Consider the following 19359-nt stretch of genomic DNA (forward strand, 5'->3'; position numbering starts at 1 on the left):
TCGGGAACCTCACCGGCCCGGGCACCAAAAACCCACACGACGTGAGAGAACAATCACCAAAAACCCGCAGTGAGAGAACAATCACCAAAAACCCGCAGGACGTGAGAGAAGGATCGCCAAAAACCCACACGACGTGAGAGAAGGATCGCCAAAAACCCGCAGGACGTGAGAGAGCGTTTAGTCCAGCACCAGCCCCTTGCCGCGGCCACGCGCGAGCATCACCGGGTGGATTTCACCGAAACCACGGACGTTCTCGGACTTTTGCGGGACCAGCACGAAGCGTTCGTCCTGTCCGAGTGCAGCAGCGGTCATAGCATCAACCAGAACCGTCCCCGGCTGGGCCAGGGTGGTGAGGCGGGCCGCAAGGTTAACGGTGGGGCCATAGATGTCGCCGAGTCGGGACAGGATGCGACCCCACACCATGGACACCCGAGCCTGGGGCAGGATCTCGTCTTCCGTGAAGGCTTGTGCCAACGCGAGGGAAATTTCCGCGCCCGCCGCCGGGGTCTCGGCAATATAAAGCACTTCGTCGCCCACGGTTTTCACCAGGCGCCCGCCGCCCACGGAGATGATCTCGGCGCATTTGTTCTCGAAGCGCTGGACCATTTGGGCCAGGGTTTTCTCGTTCATGCGCCGGGAGAGGCTTGTGTAGGAGACGAGGTCGGCGAACCCTACGGCACGCGCCAAGGGCAAAGGAGAATCGTCCTCGTCCCCTTCGCGTCCTTCCTCGCTCGCTTGCAGGCCTGCCTCGGCGCGAACGGCAAGCCGCTGAACACCGGCATTGAGTTGACGACGATACGAGTAGACCAGGATCTCTTCCAGGGAATCCACCAGGGCCGGCAACTGGCCCACAAGTTGCTTGCGGGCCACGGCATCCGGAATTCCTTGCTCCTGGACCATGTCTTCAACCAGGGCCTCGATCTGCCAGACCACCATGCGGTCCGTCATCTGGCCGATGGAGCGGGTAACGGATATCGCAGCTTCCTCGGTGAGGATCCCTGCCCGGACAAGGTCAAGAATGGTGGACAACGCTGCTTGGTCACGTTCGGTGAAAGCGACGTCGTCGTCGCCGAAGTTGGGGAAGCCCAAAGCCCGCCACAACTTCCGCGCGGAAAGAATGGAGACACCGGCACCTGCAGCAACTTCACGACGGCGGAGCTTGCGTTCGCCGCCAAGCAACCTCGCCTCAAGCGCTTTGATGGCCAGGCGTTCTGCGGACATCACGCCGGTGGGCGGGCCGGTGGTCACGGGCGCTTGGACGGGCGCTGGTTCCGTGTCCTCATCCACTGAAGGTTCGGGTACGGCGTCGAACTCCTCGTCCAGGTCCTCGCCGGACTTCTGATCCTCAACGCTCATCTCTTCCACCTTCTCTCAATTCCCACGGCAACCCATCAAAGTCCGACAGGACTTCACCCTCAAAAACCCCACGATTGGGCAGTTCATCCATGGCGTCAAGAATGTAGCCCCTGAATTTTCCGACCTCCGGTACGTCAGTCAAGACGGATTCGCCAGAGGGCCCGGTATCCAAGGATATATTCCCGGAGTGCAATGTCCGCTGCAGCAGGTTCTGGTGGACCCCCACGCTGCGGACCGCCATCAATGACACCTGCCAGTCGCCGCGGCGAAACATTCCGTACTTGGCAATTATCCGGCGACTTGTCAGGATGAACCTGACTGAACGCCATTTCAACACCCGCTTCAAGCTGTAGGTCACCAGCACGAGCCCTGCCAGGCCCACGCAGGCACCGACAAGCCATGGCGTCCATTCCACTGTAATGAATGGGGCAAGGCGTTGCGGATTTCCTTTGACAATCCACGCACAGGCGTAGGCTGCCAGGGCAGGAACCACTATGAAGGCCAGCGTTGGCAAGAACAGCGAGCGGGCCTGTTGCCGCGTGATGGTGATGACCTGCTCCCCCGGAAGCAACTCTTTACGCATAACCGCTTTCCGTGGCGCGCAGATGGACCACATCACCAGCCGTCACAACATGTTCCCGGCCGCCGTGGTCCACCACCAGGAGCGATCCGTGCTCGTCCAATCGGGAGGCATGGCCCACCACTTCGTGATCACCGGGCAGGTGCGCGCGCACCTCGCGTCCCAAGGTGACCATTGCCGACTCAACGCGCTTATGCAGCGAGGGCCCACCTGCCAACCCTGCCGCGGGATCGCCTTCTGAGTTGCAGAAGCTGCGGTAAAGCCGGCTGAAGCGTGAAAGGTAGCTCTTCAGCAGCGCGGTGCGGTCCGTCGTCGTGGCCCCTTCCAAGGCCAGCGATGTAGCGGTTGGCACCGGCAATTCATCCTGCGCCAGCGAGACGTTGAGGCCAACGCCCAGGATCACTGCAGGGACCGACCCGTCACCCAGCGGCGTCATCTGGGCGAGGATTCCGGCGATCTTGCGTCCATTGACCAGGACGTCATTGGGCCACTTGATTTCTGCCGTAACGCCAGCCGTTTCCTGCAATGCTTCGCGCAGGGCAACGGCGGCAAGCAGTGAGAGCCATGAGTAACTCTGCGTCGGCACGGGCATGCCTTCGGCTGTGACGGGCCGCAGCACCATCGACACTGAAACGGCAGAGCGCTCCGGCGATTCCCAGTGCCTGTCCAGCCGTCCGCGTGCCGCCGTCTGGTGTTCGGCGGTCAACACGGCGAGATCAGCCCATTTTTTGGGCTCAACGGTTACGGCACGCACGAGGTCCTGGTTGGTGGATCCCGTGGACTCGACAATGTTCAATTGGGAAATACCGGTTGCCGACAGGAAATCAGGCTCGAGCAGCGCCTGACGGTCCAATGATGGCCGGTCTTCCCCGGACCTGGGGACGAGGGGTTCGCTGCTGGCAGGCTGTTCGGCATCCATAGCTGAATCCTATCCAGTTGCGGCCCGCAGAACTTGCCCGAACCATGGGAATCCGCTTAGAGGAAGATGTCTGGCACCAGACGGTCCTCAGGCGCGCCGAGGCTGTATGGCGCAAACTCCTTCACGCCGGCAGCCCTGAGGACTTCTTCGTCGGTGTAGAAGTTCCCCGAACCCGTGACGCCGTCGGCAAGGTTGGCGCCAGTCAGCACAGCGTGCGCAGCATCAGCCATGATCTCCGGTCCACGGGCGGCCTTCACAATCTGCTGCCCGCCAGGCATGTTCCGGATCGCCGCGGTATCGATCAGCGTGCAAGGCCAGAGCGAGTTGACCGAAACGCCGTCGCTCTTTAACTCTTCGGCGAGTCCCAAGGTGGTGAGGCTCATTCCATACTTGGCCATGGTGTAGGCGAGATGCATCCCGGCCCATTTTGGATCGAGGTTCAGCGGTGGAGACAGCGTGAGGATGTGCCCGTTCCCGGATTCCCGCAGTGCAGGGAGGGACAGCTTCGAGAGCAGGAAGGTTCCCCGGACGTTAATGTCCTGCATGAGGTCGTAGCGCTTCATGTCAATCGCATCCGTGCGGGAGAGGTCGATGGCTGACGCGTTGTTGATGACGATGTCGATTCCCCCAAAACGCTCGACGGCGGCACTCACCGCTGCGGCGACGTCGTCGTCATTGCGGACATCGCCCACGAGGGGCAGAGCCTGACCACCGGCGGCGACCAGTTGATCAGCCGCGGTGAAGACGGTTCCCTCAAGTTTCGGGTGGGGTTCTCCGGTCTTGGCCATCAGTACGATATTGGCGCCGTCGCGGGCTGCGCGGGTGGCGATGGCCAGTCCGATGCCACGGCTGCCGCCGGACATGATGATGGTGCGGCCCTTGAGCGAACCGCTGGCTACATAAGGAGTGCTGCCCTTCGGCTTACTCTCTTCGGAAGCTGGGGAAGCATCGTTGCTTGGAGTCATGGAGACACTCTAACCCAAGTATGTTACTCGCGGGTAACATAGCGACAGCTTTGGCTTGGGCGCTGAAAATTGTAGGGTTTCTACAGCGGTTCGCGGCAATGGCGTCACTAGACTGGCCAGCGGGGCCTGTTCTTTGTACGGAAGCTGACTTAAGTCAGCTACTTGTTTGCACCAGAACTGCGCCAGCGAAAATCAGCTACAGAGCCGGAGACACTTGATGAGCCACGATCTGACAACGACAGCGGGAAAGATTGCAGACTTCCGCGACCGCCAGGCCCGTGCAGAGCAGCCTTCCGGCCCGGAAGCGATCGAAAAGCAACACGCACGCGGTAAGAACACTGCCCGCGAACGCATTGACCTCCTGGTCGATCCCGAGTCATTCGTTGAGTTCGACGCCCTCGCCGTCCACCGTTCCACAGCCTTCGGCATGGAGAAAAAGAAGCCCCTGGGCGACGGCGTCGTCTCCGGTTACGGCACAGTGGACGGGCGCCTCGTTGCCATCTACAGCCAGGACTTCAGCGTCTACGGCGGCTCCTTGAGCCAGGTCAACGGCGAGAAGATCGTCAAGGTCCAGGAGTTCGCCCTCCGCAACGGCTGCCCTGTAGTGGGCATCAACGACGGCGGTGGCGCGCGCATCCAGGAAGGCGTGGCTTCCCTTGCCATGTTCGCGGATATCTTCCGCAACAACGTCCATGCCTCCGGCGTCGTCCCGCAGATCTCGCTCATCATGGGCCCGTGCGCCGGCGGCGCTGCCTACTCCCCCGCCCTGACCGACTACGTGGTCATGGTGGACAAGACTTCGCACATGTTCATCACCGGCCCGGATGTCATCAAGACCGTCACGGGCGAGGACGTGGATATGGAAACCCTGGGCGGTGCCCGCCAGCACAACGCCACCACCGGAACGTCCACTTACCTTGCCTCTGACGAAGCCGACGCCATCGAATTCGTCCGCGAACTCCTTGATTTCCTGCCTTCCAACAACCTCTCCGAGGCGCCGGTTGTAGAACACGACCAGGAATTGGAACTCGACGACGACGATCTCGCCTTGGATGGGCTGATCCCTGATTCGGCCAATCAGCCGTACGACATGCGCAAGGTCATTGAGCAGATCGTGGACGACGCCCACTTCCTTGAAATGCAGTCGCTCTACGCCCCCAACGTGATCATTGGCTACGGGCGGGTCGAAGGCCACACAGTTGGCATCGTTGCGAACCAGCCCATGCAGTTCGCAGGCACCCTGGACATCTCCGCATCCGAGAAAGCCGCCCGGTTCGTCCGGCACTGCGATGCTTTCAACATCCCCATCATCACGTTGGTGGACGTGCCCGGCTTCCTCCCCGGCAAGGACCAGGAATTCCAGGGAATCATCCGTCGAGGCGCCAAACTCCTGTATGCCTACGCTGAAGCCACCGTGCCCAAGCTCACCGTCATCACCCGCAAGGCCTACGGCGGCGCGTACATCGTGATGGGCTCCAAGAAGCTCGGCGCGGACCTGAACCTCGCGTGGCCCACCGCCCAGATCGGCGTCATGGGCGCCCAGGGTGCGGTAAACATCCTTTACCGTCGCGACCTCGCAGCGGTTGCCGAGGCCGGCGGCGACGTCGAGGCCAAGCGCGCCGAGATCATCCAAGGGTATGAGGAAGAACTCCTCAACCCTTACCAGGCAGCTCAGCTGGGCTATGTGGACGCCGTCATTGCACCTTCTGACACGCGTCTCCAGATCATCCGCGGCCTGCGCGCCCTTCGCGACAAACGCGCCAGCCTGCCCACCAAAAAGCACGGGAACATCCCGCTGTGAGCCCGGCAAAGCATAGGGCAGACGAAAGCCCTTCAGCGCCCGAACCCGTTGCTCCCATGTTCTCCGTGGTCAAGGGCGAACCAACCGCTGAAGAGCTCGCTGCGCTTGCCGCCGTCGTTGCTTCTGCCGGAGTACCCCAGACGCCCGAGGCTGCAAAGCCGAACGTTCGTCATTGGGTGCGTCGTCAGCAGTTGCGCCTGGACCCCACGCCGGGTCCGGGCGCGTGGAAGCGCAGCCGCGGATAGTTCGCTTCATCGTGGTGGCGGGAAGAAAGTGCAACAACCCTTTCACGTGAGCCGACTCACGGTTAGGCTCTGTGGGTGACTACTGCAAACACGCCTGCACGCCCCAAGACCGCCATCGATTCCGTTGCTGACGCGTACACGGAAAAGCTGATCGAACTCAATCCCAGCTTCGCCACCACGTTGGGGTTGCCGGGGCACGAGACTGAATATCAGGACTACTCGCCCGCGGGCGCCGAGGCCCACGCACAGGCCGCCCGGCAGGCGTTGGAATCGCTGGCGGCGTTGGAACCGACCGACGAATCCGACGTCGTCACCCTGGACGCAATGCGCGAGCGGCTCGGCCTGGAGCTGGAGATCCACGAAACCGGCTGGGATGCTGCCGACCTCAACAACATCGCCTCGCCCGCGCAGGATATCCGCGCCATCTTCGATCTCATGCCCACGGACACCGTGGAGCAATGGGAGCACATTGCCGGCCGTGCCGCCAACGTTCCAGGTGCCATCGAGGGCTACATTTCCTCCCTTCGCGCTGCCAAGGAAGACGGCAAAGCAGCCGCGGCGCGCCAGGTTCGGATCGTTATCGAACAGACCGCCCGCTACGCCGCCGCGGACGGCTTCTTCGCCAAGATGGCTTCATCCGCTTCCCTTGGTGGGCAGCCGCTTCCCGCAGACGTTCAGTCCAAGCTCGACGCCGGAACCTCAGCTGCGCGATCAGCCTACGAGTCGTTGGGTACTTTCCTCCAGGACGAGCTTCTCCCCGTTGCCCCGGAAAAGGACGCGGTGGGACGGGAACGGTATGCACTGGCCTCCCGCTCATTTATTGGCGCCGAAGTCGATCTGGAAGAAACGTATGCCTGGGGCGTCCAGGAGCTTGAACGGCTCATCGGCGAACAGGAAAAGGTAGCCGCGCAGATCAAGCCCGGCGCCAGCATCGAAGAAGCCAAAAGCATCCTCAACAACGATCCCGCCCGCCAGATCAAGGGAACGGACGCCCTGAAGGCGTGGATGCAGGAACTCTCGGACCGCGCAGTATCCGAGCTCGCAGACGTCCACTTCGACATCCCGGACGTCATGAAAACCCTCGAATGCATGATCGCCCCCACCGACGAAGGCGGCATCTACTACACCGGCCCGTCCGACGACTTCTCCCGGCCCGGCCGCATGTGGTGGTCCGTTCCCGCCGGCGAAGACACCTTCACCACCTGGTCCGAAACAACCACGGTCTTCCACGAAGGCGTCCCCGGCCACCACCTCCAGGTCGCCACCGCCACCTACCGCCGCGAACTCCTCAACAACTGGCGCCGCAACGTCTGCTGGGTCTCCGGACACGGCGAAGGCTGGGCACTCTACGCCGAGCAACTCATGCTCGAACTCGGCTACCTCAAAGACCCCGGCGACCATATGGGCATGTTGGACGGCCAACGCATGCGTGCCGCCCGCGTTGTGTTCGACATTGGCGTTCACCTGGAACTACCCGTCCCCGAACGCTGGGGCACCGGAACCTGGACACCCGAGAAGGGCTTTGACTTCCTCAAGGCCAACCTCGACATCAGCGAAGGCCAGCTCCAGTTCGAATTCACCCGCTACCTCGGCTGGCCCGGGCAAGCACCCTCGTACAAGGTGGGTCAGCGGCTCTGGGAGCAGATCCGGGCCGAGCTTGAAACCCGCGAAGGGTTCGATCTCAAGTCCTTCCACAGCAAGGCACTGAACATCGGCTCGGTCGGCTTGGACGTATTGCGCCGGGCGTTGCTGGGGTAATCGCCAACCGCCCCGAGACGCACGCCACACCTACGGCGGGAATAACTTCATAGGTACGTAATATTTCTAAACGTCCGTTCGCTATGTTATTTGGGGTGCACCTAGCGTGTTCCTGTGAGCACCTCAAATAACATCACTTCCGCGCCTGGAAAGAACGGCTTCCAGCTTCCCAAGTGGGCAGGATCCTTCGGCGTCCAGATCATTGCAGCCCTCATTATCGGCCTCGTACTTGGCCTCATCGCCAAGTACACCGGCAGCACCAAGACCGCCCCCAACGGCCTCGGCGCAACTCTTCAAACGATTGGCTCCAGCTACGTCTCGTTGCTGCAGACCGCCGTCGTTCCTTTGATCTTCACCGCGGTGGTGAGCTCCATCGCGAACCTTCGACAGGTTTCCAACGCGGCCCGCCTAGCCTGGAACACGCTGCTTTGGTTCGCCATCACCTCACTGGTTTCGGTGCTCATCGGCATCGGCCTGGGTGTGCTCCTGCAGCCTGGTGCAGCTACCGGGATCACGCAGAAGGCCGAGTACGCCGGCAAAACCGGTGACTGGTGGGCATTCCTGATCGGGCTCTTCCCGAAGAACTTCCTCGGACTCGGCGCGAGTTCCACTGTCACGGAGAGCGCCAACGCTGCCACCACGGTCAGCACCTCCGTCAGCTTCAATGTGCTCCAGATCCTGGTAGTCGCGATCGCCGTCGGCATCGCTGCCCTCAAGGTCGGCAAGCAGGCAGAAGCCTTCCTGACCTTCAACGCCTCGGCATTGGCCGTCATCCAGAAGGTGCTGTGGTGGATCATCCGCATCGCCCCACTGGGCACTATCGGCCTGATTGGTAACGCCGTTGCCATCTACGGCTGGGACACCATCGGCTCCCTTGGCAAGTTCACTGCCGCCATCTACATTGGCCTGGCACTGGTGCTCTTCGTCCTGTATCCGATCCTGGTCCGCGTCCACGGCCTTTCCATCAAGCAGTACTTCTCCGGTGTATGGCCGGCCGTGCAGTTGGCCTTCGTCTCCCGTTCCTCGATCGGTACGCTGCCGCTCACCCAGCGTGTCGCCGAGCGTAACCTCGGCGTTCCCTCGGGCTACGCTTCCTTTGCCGTACCGCTGGGCGCCACCACCAAAATGGACGGTTGCGCAGCGATCTACCCTGCCATCGCAGCGATCTTCGTGGCCCAGTTCTTCGGTATCAATCTGGACTTCAGCCAGTACCTGCTCATTGTGCTGGTGTCCGTGCTCGGTTCTGCGGCCACGGCAGGTACCACGGGCGCCGTCGTCATGCTCACGCTGACCCTGTCCACGCTGGGACTGCCGCTGGCCGGCGTCGGACTCCTGCTGGCGATCGACCCCATCCTGGACATGGGCCGCACGGCCGTCAACGTGGCGGGCCAGGCGCTCATCCCTGCAATCGTCGCCAAGCGCCAAGGCATTCTGGACGAATCGCTGTACAACGCGCCCCGCAATGGTGCCGCGTTCGCCGACGAGTTCGCCAACGACACTGCTGCTGCCGAGAACGAGGCGCGCGAACTGGCCGATTCCAAGGCATAGCACCAGCTGGCTTTTCGCACCGCGCAATCCCTTGGGGACTTCTCCCCCGGGGATTGCGCGGTTTAACGGCGAAAGCTGGATAGGCTCGGAACATGTTGATCGTCACCTCCAATGAGATACCTGGCCACCGGATCGACGCCGTCTTCGGCGAAGTCATGGGCCTCACTGTCCGTTCCCGCGATATCGGCTCCCAGATGCTTGCCGGTTTCCGCTCCCTCGGTGGCGGCGAGCTGCCCGAAATGACCAGGGCACTCTACGAAAGCCGGCAAGAAGTCATGGCCCGCATGGTCAACGAAGCGCAGCAGCGCGGCGCCAACGCAATTGTCGCCATGCGTTTCGACACGTCCGAAATGGGGACCAACTGGACGGAAGTCTGCGCGTATGGCACGGCCGTTTACGTGCTCCCGCTCGGCGAAGGCGAACCCGGCGCGACCGGCCAGTCCGTGTACTTGACCAAGACAGCGTCCCAGCCCGCACAAGGGCAGCAGGCTCAGCAGGCGCAGCAACAGCCAGCGCAGCCGACTCACCCTACGCCCCAGGCTCCCCCGCACCAGTTCTGACCTACTTCCCTCCGCGTCACAGCGTCCCGCTCTTGTTCGCTCTCCTCGCACTTGTGCGGTGAGTAGGGCGAACAAGGGCGGGATTCGTCGTACCGGGACGTAAATCTTCCTGTTGTGGGCCTAGGTTTTGGACGCCAATGTTGACCGGGGTGGGTGACCGGGCACAGGTGGGGCCTTGGATTGGTATGTATGGCCCGTCGGTGTGCTGATGCGGCTGGTATGGACGCTTCCGGGCACAGTTTTTGCCGCCCAGCCAGGGTTTTCCTTGGTGTGGTTGCAGGCTTCACAGAGCCCGGCCCCGTTGGCCAAGCTCGTGGCACCGCCGTTATGCCACGGGACGATGTGGTCGATGTGGCGGATGGGCGCGTCGCAGTAGGGTGTGCGGCAGGTGTCGTCCCGGGTTTCGATGAAGCGTCGCATTCCTCGTGGGAAGGTCCGGGCTTTGGAGTCCATGGCCAGCAGTTCACCGGAGGTGGGTGCGGTGTAGAGCCGGCGGAGCAAGACTTTGAACTCCTCACGGCCCGTGCGTTCCGTATCCGAGTTGGCCTGCCCCGATTCCCCTTGCCTGGCGACCTCGGCCTGACGTTCGATTCTGGCCTGACCTTTGATTCGCGCCTCTCCGTCTGCGTCGCCGTTCGCTGGTTCGCCGTGCGTCTGGTTGCTGCCTCCGGCGATGAGCGTCCTGGCCCACCCTGCGGGGACGATTCCGTAGCCCTGGAGGCGGGCTGGTTCGCTGTCGCCTTGGAAGAGGGTGCGGTCGGTCATGACGAGATTGAGGTTAACGCCCGTGATCCCGCCGGGTGTGCCGGTGAGGCGTTCGACGAGGGTGTCGGCCATGACTTGGCCCCGGTTCCGGGTGTCCCCGCCGGAGCGGGCCGAATCGGCGTGCCGGGTCAGCGCGGCGTAGGCGGCGACACCCTGGGCAACGGGGAGCAACGCCGTGAAGATGGTCATGGTGTCAGGGGCTGGGCGGAGGCTGACGTGCCGTTCGGACGCGGCATGGGCTGCTCGTTGGGTCACGGAGCGTGGGTCGCGCCGGTAGGCTGCGGCTCGTGCGGCGGCGATGATGGTTTTGTCTCCGGCGCCGTCGAAGGTTCCGGTATCGGGGGCGAGTTCTTCATCCACGGCGGCCCGGTCTTCGACGGAGAGGCAGGCTGTTTCCTTCACGAGCAGTGTGGCACGCCATTCGTTCAAGTGTCCGGTTTCCAGGGCTGCCATGGTCCGCGGCATTTCCGAGACCAGGGCCTTGGCCAGTCCGAGGAGCCGGGATCCTTTGTTCGGTGATTCCCGCCGGGCGAGGGCGATCTGTGCACCGACACCCTGGCCCTGCTCAGCCGCCGGAGTGCCCATCTCCGCCTGGGCTTGGCGCTGGGCGAGATCGAACGCCACAGCGATCTTGGCCTGCAAACCAGCGATGGCGGACTTCATGTCTTCCAGCACACGCAACTGATCAATGAGGTCCCCGCTCACCACGCTTGCCGGAACGGGAGGGATTAAGCGAGCAGGAACACGTGGCGACGCGACTGCTGTCATTGTTTTCCCTCCCGGTTCTGCTGCATACACACACTCTTCCAGTGGGCACGGACATTATTAGCCCCCCAGATTTTGCGTACAGGAGTAGCCGTGCTCGCCCCGCGTCGGATTGAGTTTGCGTGCAATGCGAACCAGATTTTTCGGCGCCCTCCAAGAAAAAATTGCGCAGAGTGCAAAGTTGCACTTAGTGTAAGTATGTGACCCCAGTAAACAATCAGCCCACCACCGTGGAGCCCGCCGAAACCAGCGGCCCCTCACGGCGCGAGCTCAACAAGGCGGCAACCCGCGCCTCCATCGCCACCGCAGCCCTTGACCTTCTCCGCAGCAACGGCCCCGGCAATTTCACGGTGGAGGACATCACCGCGAGTGCAGGCGTTTCCCGACGGACCTTCTTCAACTACTTCGCGAGCCTCGAGGCTGCCCTCGCGTCCGTGGCCGACGGCTTCATGGATCGCGCCCTTGAGCAATTCCGGTTGAGGCCAGCCGAGGAATCGATCCTCGAATCCGCACAGGCCGCGCTGGTGGCCCTCGCTGACCCCATGTCGGTAGCACCTATGGCCGAACTTTTCAGCCTCACCCAGGAGAACCGTTCCCTGGCCCGTTCCGAACTCGAAGCATGGGAACACTGCACGGGGCAGATTATCGACGCCGCCCGCAGCAGACTTGGACCAGAGACCAGCGAGCTCTACTTGCATGCCCTTGCCGGATCCGTCATCTCATGCGGCAAGGCGGCCATGACAGTCTGGTTCGCCGAGCGGGGTCCCGACCTGTCGGCCGAATCGCTGGCGACTCTCCGGCAGTACCTCATCGACGCCATGGGCCTGCTGGGGGCCGGCTTCGCGCCGTCGTCGGAAGTCACCCCGCAAGCGGCGCCAGCCGCGCATGCATCATCCTCCTCCTCCACAGATCGGTTCTGACATGGCCTCGTTCCTCTACCGCCTGGGCAAGTTTTCTTACCGCCGCCGCTGGCTGGTCATCTCGCTGTGGCTGGCAGTCCTGGTGGCCGTCGGAGGTTCGGCCGCCGCCTTCCACGGCACCATGTCCAACAACTTCAGCATCCCTGGCACGGAAACGCAGAGGATGGCCGACAAACTCAAAGAAGCCCTGCCCGACGCGTCCGGCGGTTCGGCGAGCGTGGCCTTCGACGCCGGCGACTCCGGTTTTGACCAAGCCAAGAAGGATGCCGTAGCCACTGCGCTCACCAAGCTTGAAGCCATGCCGGACGTGCAGGGAACGGTGAATCCGTTCACCACCCAGGACCAGCTGGACAAGGCGGCCGGCGAGATTGCCGCAGGCGAAGCGAAGGCTGCCGAAGGCAAGACCCAGCTGGACGCGGCCCGCGCCCAACTGGAAGCGGGCGAAGCCCAGCTCGCGGGAGCGGAACAGCAGATGACGGCCGCAGGCCTCCCGCCTGCACAAATCGAGGCCCAACTCGCGCCGCAGCGTGCCGAACTCGCCGCCAACAAAGCAAAGCTCGACGCCGGCGCCAAGGAAGCAGCCGACGGAGCCACCGCGTTGGCCTTGGGAAAGCGCCAGCTGGAGGCCTCCCAAGGGATGCGTTTCGTGTCCACCGACAACAAGGCCGCCATCGCCCAGGTCCAATTCAAGACCTCCATCAACGCCGTTGATCCCGCCGTCCGCAAGCAAGTTCAGGACGTTGTTCACGGTGTTTCCTCGGCCGGTGTCACGGCGTATGCCAGCAAGGAAATCACCGAGGACGTCTCACAGATCTTCGGAGTCGCGGAGATCATCGGTGTCGCTGTGGCAGCCCTCGTTCTGATCCTCATGCTGGGCACCCTCATCGCAGCGGGCCTGCCCCTCGTCATGGCACTGATTGGCGTGGCTGTGGGCGTCGGCGGAACATTCGCACTGACTGGCGTGATCAACATGAGCTCCATCTCCCCGATGCTCGCCCTGATGCTTGGGCTTGCAGTCGGCATCGACTACTCCCTGTTCATCGTCAACCGCCACCGCAACCAGCTTCTGGCCGGGATGGACGGCGAGGAATCCGCAGCCCTCGCCACCGGGACGTCCGGAAATGCCGTGCTGTTCGCGGGCCTCACCGTCATCATCGCGCTGGCGGCACTTGTGGTCCCGGGGCTGCCCTTCCTGGCTGTGATGGGTGTTGCCGCCGCAGCGACAGTTGCCGTCGCCGTCGTCGTGGCTTTGACGCTGACCCCCGCCATTCTGGCGTTGATCGGCCGCAAGCTGATCTCCAAGCGCGCATGGGCCAAGGCCGCCAAGCACAATGCCGAGCCGGGCCACGAAGCCGCGGATCGGGCCCTGGAAGAGAAGCGCAGCAGCAGTGGCTGGGGCGGTTTGGTCACACGGCACCCCTGGGTTTCCCTCGTGGCCAGCGTCGTGCTGTTGGGCGCCCTGGCGCTGCCGGCTTCCCAGCTTCGACTGGCACTCCCCGACGGCGGATCCGAGCCTGTCGATTCGCAAGCCTTCAAAGCCTACGACCTCACACGCAACAGCTTCGGCGAGGGCGTCACGGGGCCGATCGTCGTCGTGGCCGGGTTCCCGGAAGGCCTCAGCGAAACCGATGCCAAGAACAAGCAGTTCGACGTCGCCGAACAGCTGCGCAGCGTGGAGAATGTCACAGCGGCGGTGCCGGTGGCCCTGAGCGAAGATCGCCAGACGGCCGTCTTCCAGGTCATTCCCAAAGAAGGACCAGCAAGCGCCAGCACAGTCCAGGTAGTTTCCGACGTCCGGGCCAAGGGCACCCAAATCCGCGAGGACCTCGATGTCAGCATCGGCCTCACCGGCCAGACTGCCGGCAACATCGATGTCTCCGCAAAGCTCGGCGCTGCCCTGCCGCCGTACTTGGCGATCGTCGTCGGACTTTCGCTGATCCTGTTGCTGCTCGTCTTCCGCTCGATTGTCGTGCCTCTGCTCGCCACCGGCGGGTTCCTCTTGTCGCTGGCTGCCGCATTTGGCGCCGTCGTGGCGGTTTACCAGTGGGGCTGGTTGGGTGCGATTTTCGACGTCGCCAACCCGGGCGCAGTCCTGAGCTTCCTGCCGATCATCCTGATCGGTGTGCTGTTTGGCCTTGCGATGGACTATCAGGTGTTCATCACATCGGGCATGCGTGAATCCTTCATGCATGGTGAGAACGCTAAACACGCCGTACGTACCGGCTTCAGCCACGCGGCAGCAGTGGTCACGGCGGCCGCGATCATCATGGTCAGCGTGTTCTCAGGCTTCATTTTCAGCCACCTCACCATGGTCCGGCCGTTGGGCTTCGCGATGGCGTTCGGTGTGCTCATAGATGCGTTCGTAGTCCGTATGACCATCGTTCCCGCCGTCATGTACCTGCTTGGCGAGAAGGCGTGGTGGTTGCCCAGGTGGTTGCAGCGCGTCCTGCCGGATGTGGACGTCGAAGGCGCCAAACTGAACCGCAGCGATCGCCCGAAGGCCGGCTCCGAGGAACTGGTCCACTAACCTTCTCTCACATCCACCCCCGATCTGACAGACGTTCTCTCACATCCACCCGGAAAGCTCGACGTCGGCACTCAACTCTTGGGCGCCGACGTCGGGCATTTCTGCGTGCATCGTTAGCAGGTGCCCTTGTCACACGATGAGGTCGTGCTTGGCGTCGAGCTGCATCAGGGCATTGATAACCCCGGCCGCCGTGTGGCGAGTGAGGGTCGGCGGCGGCACATCGAGGTGATGTGAGAGAACGTGCCCCGAAAACCGGCGTGATGTGAGAGAACGTGCCCCGAAAACCGGCAGGATGTGAGAGAAGATCGGCCGAAAACGGACAGGACGTGAGAGAACAACGTATTAGGCTGGGACGGTGACCCGATTGATCCTTGCCTCGCAGTCCCCTGCCCGCACCAAGTTGCTGACGGAGGCGGGGATCCAGCATGACGTCCTGGTTTCGGACGTGGACGAGGACGCGGTGCAAGCGCACTACGGTGTGACCGACGCACACGACACCGCGCTGCTGCTGGCCCGGGCAAAGGCCGAAGCGGTCGCCGCGCTCCCCGAAGCAGACGGTGCCCTGGTGATCGGCTGCGATTCGGTTTTCGAGTTCGACGGCGAATCCCACGGCAAGCCCTACACCGCGGAGGTCGCACGTGAGCGGATGCTGCGAATGAGCGGTTCCAAGGGAATTCTCCACACGGGTCACTGGCTTGTCGATTGCCGGGACACCGCTGCCGACGTGGACGAGGACGAGCCCGCAGACGGAACGGGAGCAACAGTCGGTTCCGTGTCCAGTGCCGAGGTTCACTTCGTCGAGATGACCACAAACGACATCGACGCCTACATCGCCACCGGAGAACCACTGCACTGCGCGGGCTCGTTTACCATCGACGGCCTGGGTGGCGCGTTTATCCGCAAGGTGGACGGTGACCCGCACGCCGTCGTGGGTCTTTCCATCTCTACCCTGCGCGAATTGCTGGTCCACGCGAACGTTGGCATCACCGAACTGTGGGACGCGCACGACGCGCACCAGTAGAAGCGATTTGTAGCAACCCTACAAAGGAACATCTCCTCACACACGGAATCCCCCATCAATATGGGCGGAACCCTCACAATCACGCTAGGCTCCTCAAGGACAGAAGGAGTCAACAACTTGTCAGCTAACCCGGCGCAGCCCATTTCCAGCCCTCTCACCAAGGTCTTGATTGCCAACCGCGGCGAAATCGCGGTCCGCATCATCCGAGCCGCCCGGGACGAAGGCATCGCCTCCGTAGCCGTCTACGCAGACCCGGATCGTGACGCCCTGCACGTCCGCCTCGCCGACGAAGCGTATGCCCTTGGCGGCAACACCGCAGCTGAGTCGTACCTGGTCATGGACAAGATCATCGACGTCGCCAAGCAGGCCGGCGCCGATGGGATCCACCCCGGGTACGGTTTCCTCGCCGAAAATGCAGAGTTCGCTGCCAAAGTCATCGACGCCGGCATCACCTGGATTGGCCCGTCCCCCGAGGCGATCTCTGCCTTGGGTGACAAGGTCCAGGCGCGCCACATCGCCGAAAAAGTAGGCGCCCCGCTGGTCCCCGGCACAGCTGATCCTGTGGAGTCCGCGGACGAGATCCTGAAGTTTGCCGAGGAATTTGGCCTGCCCATCGCCATTAAGGCTGCTTTCGGCGGTGGCGGACGCGGCATCAAGGTTGCCCGCACCATGGAAGAGATTCCTGAGCTGTACGAATCCGCCGTCCGTGAGGCAACAGCAGCTTTCGGTCGCGGCGAGTGCTTTATCGAGCGCTTCCTCGACGCTCCGCGCCACGTCGAGACCCAGTGCCTGGCGGATGCTTACGGCAACGTTGTGGTTGTCTCCACCCGCGACTGCTCGTTACAACGCCGCAATCAGAAACTCGTCGAGGAAGCCCCCGCTCCCTACTTGAGCGAGGAGCAGAACAAGCGGCTCTACGAATCTTCCAAGGCGATCCTGAAGGAAGCCAACTACCTCGGCGCCGGTACTTGCGAGTTCTTGGTTGGCCAGGACGGCACCATCTCCTTCCTCGAGGTCAACACCCGGCTCCAGGTAGAGCACTGTGTTTCCGAGGAAGTTACGGGCATCGACCTCGTTCGCGAACAGTTCCGCATCGCGCGCGGCGAAGCTCTTGGCTACGAGGACCCCGAAGTCCGCGGCCACTCCTTCGAGTTCCGCATCACCGGCGAAGACCCGGGCCGCAACTTCATGCCCGCCCCCGGAACGGTCAGCACGTTGAAGAACCCCACGGGTCCTGGCATCCGCGTGGACTCCGGCATTGAGGAGGGTGACGTCATCAGCGGAAACTTCGACTCCATGCTGTCCAAGCTGATCGTCACCGGCGCCACCCGCGAGCAAGCCCTCCAGCGCTCGCGCCGCGCCCTTGAGGAGATGGTGGTGGAAGGCATTCCCACCGTCATCCCCTTCGACCTCGCCGTTGTCACGGACCCCGCCTTCGCCCCGGTGGAGGGACCGTTCAGCGTCCACACCCGCTGGATCGAAACCGAGTTCGTCAATAACATCCCCGCTTGGACGGCCAGCGGTGCGGGTACGGAAACGCCCGACGCCGGTGAGCGCCAGCGCGTCGTCGTCGAGGTTGGCGGCAAGCGGCTTGAGGTCGTCCTGCCGTCCGGCTTGGGCGCCAGCGTCGCCACTGTTTCCAGTGGCCCGGGCACCAAGTCGGGCAAGTCCAAGAAGCGTTCCCGCTCTGCAGGAGCCACAGCGGCTGCGGCCGGTGGAGATGCACTGACCTCGCCGATGCAGGGCACCATCGTCAAGGTGGCAGCTGCCGAAGGCGACGTCGTGGCAGAAGGCGATCTGATCGTTGTCCTGGAAGCCATGAAGATGGAGCAGCCATTGACCGCACACAAGTCCGGCACTGTTCGCGGCCTGGCAGCCACAGCGGGTGAGACGGTCGCTGCGGGCGCTGTCATCGCCACGATCGAGGACTAAGAACCGAAGTTAAACACGTCGGCCCCGCACTTTCCGGTGCGGGGCCGACGTCGTTAATTCCCGAAGGTCAGGCGACGTTGTTCTCGTAGTCCATGTCCTTGGTCTCGCGGGTGAGCCAGAGCGCCACGAAGGTGATCACCGCAGCGATCGCCATGTAAACGCCAACCAGCCACGTGCTGCCGTTCGCTGCCTGCCAGAGAGCGATGGCGACGAACGAGGCCGGGGCCGCTCCGATCATGGACGACAGGTTGTACGCCACAGCAGAACCGGTGTAACGGACGTTGGCGGGGAACAGCTCAGGAAGGATAGCTGCCATGGGGCCGAAGGTGAGGCCCATGAGGGTGAAGCCCACAATGAGGCCAACCATCGCCGCTGCCTGGCCGGGACCAAACATGGTGAACCACAGCGCACCGAACGCGAAGATGCCGACGGTGACGCCCAGCAGGAACTTGCGGCGGCCCCACTTCTCGGCCAAAGGTCCGGAGACCACGGTGAAGATACCGAAGAAGACGACGCCGATGATCAGCATCCAGAGGAAGTCGGACCGGGTGATGCCCAGGCCGGGGACAAACGCCCCAATCTGGTCCGCCGTCATCGGCTTTCCTGCCTTTTCAGCTGCGGCCTGCGCGCCCGCCAGGGTGGGCTTGGTGCCGTAGGACAGGGTGAACGTGGTCATGATGTAGAAGAGCACGTAGGTAGCAAACATGATGAAGGTGCCGGCCAGAACCGGCCGCCAGTGGCTCTTGAGGGTTGCGGCGAGGGGCAGCTTCTGGACCTTTTCCTGTTCGATCACCTTGGTGAAGGACACGCTCTCCACCAGCTTGAGGCGAACGTAAAGACCCACAATGACCAGGACCGCACTGAGGATGAACGGAACGCGCCAACCCCAGGCGAGGAACTCTTCGGCCGTCAGGGCAACGTTCATCCAGATGAAGATGACGTTGGCGATGATGAAGCCAATAGGGGCACCCAGCTGCGGGAACGTTCCATAGATGGCACGCTTGCCCTCCGGCGCATTCTCTGTGGCCAGCAAAGCTGCGCCGGACCATTCTCCGCCCAAGGCCAGGCCTTGGAAGAAGCGCAGGATAACCAACATGATCGGGGCCAGGATCGCCCACCCCGCCATGGAAGCCGTAGGCAGGAGTCCGATCAGGAAGGTTGCGATACCCATGGTCAACAGCGAAGCAACCAGGGTTCCCTTGCGGCCGATCTTGTCACCGAAGTGGCCGAAGACGACGGCGCCGATGGGACGCGCGAAGAAGGCAACACCGAAGATGGCGAACGCACTGAGCAGCGCATTGATGTCAGTGGCGTCCGGGAAGAAGAGCTTGGGAAAGACGAGTACTGACGCGGTGGCATAGGCGTAGAAGTCGTAGAACTCGATCGTCGTGCCGATCAGGCTGGCGAAGATCACTTTGCCCCGCGAGTTCACTGGTTTTGTGGACTCGCCTTCCTTGGACGTGGCAGTCGAAGACATGTAGTAGCAGCTTTCGTTCACACCGGCCGATGCCCCTGACGAGCCTGCCCGGCGAAGGATTATTCGAGAGTTCAATAATAGTTCCCGCAGTCCATTGACTGGACAACTAAGTCCACCATGCGGACGAGTCAAAAAGTCTCACCCTGTGGTCCGGGACACATTACCTCACCATTGCCTCACGCGCCGGTGACCCCGCCGATAGGGAAATGTCACAGCACGT

15 protein-coding genes are annotated in these 19359 nt (G+C 62.7%); 9 read left to right on the top strand and 6 right to left on the bottom strand.

Annotated features, from left to right (window positions below; all coding sequences use genetic code 11):
- Window positions 1–177 precede the first annotated feature (177 nt).
- The 4 genes from ACTAQJ_RS09380 to ACTAQJ_RS09395 are packed head-to-tail and all read right to left on the bottom strand — an operon-like array spanning window position 178 to window position 3820.
- On the bottom strand, window positions 178–1356 hold the full coding sequence (locus tag ACTAQJ_RS09380; RefSeq protein ID WP_498701790.1) for an adenylate/guanylate cyclase domain-containing protein: 1179 nt from the start codon (window positions 1354–1356) through the stop codon (window positions 178–180).
- On the bottom strand, window positions 1346–1939 hold the full coding sequence (locus ACTAQJ_RS09385; RefSeq protein WP_498701791.1) for a PH domain-containing protein: 594 nt from the start codon (window positions 1937–1939) through the stop codon (window positions 1346–1348). Before ACTAQJ_RS09385 ends, ACTAQJ_RS09380 begins: the two co-directional genes overlap by 11 nt.
- Window positions 1932–2855: a biotin--[acetyl-CoA-carboxylase] ligase gene (locus ACTAQJ_RS09390; RefSeq protein ID WP_498701792.1), complete on the bottom strand. Its 924-nt coding sequence runs from the start codon at window positions 2853–2855 to the stop codon at window positions 1932–1934. Before ACTAQJ_RS09390 ends, ACTAQJ_RS09385 begins: the two co-directional genes overlap by 8 nt.
- A 56-nt stretch (window positions 2856–2911) precedes the next feature.
- On the bottom strand, window positions 2912–3820 hold the full coding sequence (locus tag ACTAQJ_RS09395; RefSeq protein ID WP_498701793.1) for an SDR family oxidoreductase: 909 nt from the start codon (window positions 3818–3820) through the stop codon (window positions 2912–2914).
- A 217-nt stretch (window positions 3821–4037) separates the two neighbouring features.
- Here ACTAQJ_RS09395 and ACTAQJ_RS09400 point away from each other — a divergent pair, with 217 nt between their 5' ends.
- From ACTAQJ_RS09400 to ACTAQJ_RS09420, 5 genes are all read left to right on the top strand, one after another.
- On the top strand, window positions 4038–5621 hold the full coding sequence (locus ACTAQJ_RS09400; RefSeq protein WP_216925413.1) for an acyl-CoA carboxylase subunit beta: 1584 nt from the start codon (window positions 4038–4040) through the stop codon (window positions 5619–5621).
- Complete coding sequence (locus tag ACTAQJ_RS09405) at window positions 5618–5866, top strand: acyl-CoA carboxylase epsilon subunit (protein WP_498701794.1); 249 nt, start codon at window positions 5618–5620, stop codon at window positions 5864–5866. Before ACTAQJ_RS09400 ends, ACTAQJ_RS09405 begins: the two co-directional genes overlap by 4 nt.
- A 75-nt stretch (window positions 5867–5941) precedes the next feature.
- On the top strand, window positions 5942–7624 hold the full coding sequence (locus ACTAQJ_RS09410) for a DUF885 domain-containing protein (RefSeq protein WP_498701795.1): 1683 nt from the start codon (window positions 5942–5944) through the stop codon (window positions 7622–7624).
- A 114-nt stretch (window positions 7625–7738) separates the two neighbouring features.
- The gene (locus ACTAQJ_RS09415) at window positions 7739–9172 is read left to right on the top strand and encodes a dicarboxylate/amino acid:cation symporter (protein WP_431119233.1); all 1434 of its coding nucleotides are present in this window, start codon (window positions 7739–7741) and stop codon (window positions 9170–9172) included.
- Between the two features lie 92 nt (window positions 9173–9264).
- Window positions 9265–9732, top strand: a complete 468-nt coding sequence (locus ACTAQJ_RS09420; RefSeq protein ID WP_431119231.1) for a YbjQ family protein — start codon at window positions 9265–9267, stop codon at window positions 9730–9732.
- A gap of 120 nt (window positions 9733–9852) precedes the next feature.
- On the opposite strand, the gene ACTAQJ_RS09425 is transcribed toward ACTAQJ_RS09420, so the two are convergent.
- A complete protein-coding gene (locus ACTAQJ_RS09425; protein ID WP_431119229.1) occupies window positions 9853–11265 on the bottom strand; it encodes an HNH endonuclease in 1413 nt (470 codons plus the stop codon).
- Window positions 11266–11462: 197 nt separating this feature from the next.
- On the opposite strand from ACTAQJ_RS09425, the gene ACTAQJ_RS09430 reads away from it, so the two are divergent.
- The 4 genes from ACTAQJ_RS09430 (at window position 11463) to ACTAQJ_RS09445 (ending at window position 17662) form a co-directional block, all read left to right on the top strand.
- Window positions 11463–12182 carry a TetR/AcrR family transcriptional regulator gene (locus ACTAQJ_RS09430; protein ID WP_431119228.1) on the top strand — a complete coding sequence of 240 codons (720 nt, stop codon included), beginning with the start codon at window positions 11463–11465 and terminating at the stop codon, window positions 12180–12182.
- A 1-nt stretch (window position 12183) separates the two neighbouring features.
- The gene (locus ACTAQJ_RS09435; RefSeq protein WP_431119227.1) at window positions 12184–14709 is read left to right on the top strand and encodes an MMPL family transporter; all 2526 of its coding nucleotides are present in this window, start codon (window positions 12184–12186) and stop codon (window positions 14707–14709) included.
- Between the two features lie 355 nt (window positions 14710–15064).
- The gene (locus ACTAQJ_RS09440; RefSeq protein ID WP_498701796.1) at window positions 15065–15730 is read left to right on the top strand and encodes a Maf family protein; all 666 of its coding nucleotides are present in this window, start codon (window positions 15065–15067) and stop codon (window positions 15728–15730) included.
- A gap of 60 nt (window positions 15731–15790) precedes the next feature.
- On the top strand, window positions 15791–17662 hold the full coding sequence (locus ACTAQJ_RS09445; protein ID WP_498701797.1) for an acetyl/propionyl/methylcrotonyl-CoA carboxylase subunit alpha: 1872 nt from the start codon (window positions 15791–15793) through the stop codon (window positions 17660–17662).
- Window positions 17663–17729: 67 nt separating this feature from the next.
- On the opposite strand, the gene ACTAQJ_RS09450 is transcribed toward ACTAQJ_RS09445, so the two are convergent.
- Window positions 17730–19139 carry an MFS transporter gene (locus tag ACTAQJ_RS09450; RefSeq protein ID WP_498701799.1) on the bottom strand — a complete coding sequence of 470 codons (1410 nt, stop codon included), beginning with the start codon at window positions 19137–19139 and terminating at the stop codon, window positions 17730–17732.
- Between the last annotated feature and the right edge of the window lie 220 nt (window positions 19140–19359).

The sequence above is a fragment of the Arthrobacter sp. alpha11c genome (genome assembly GCF_054149985.1).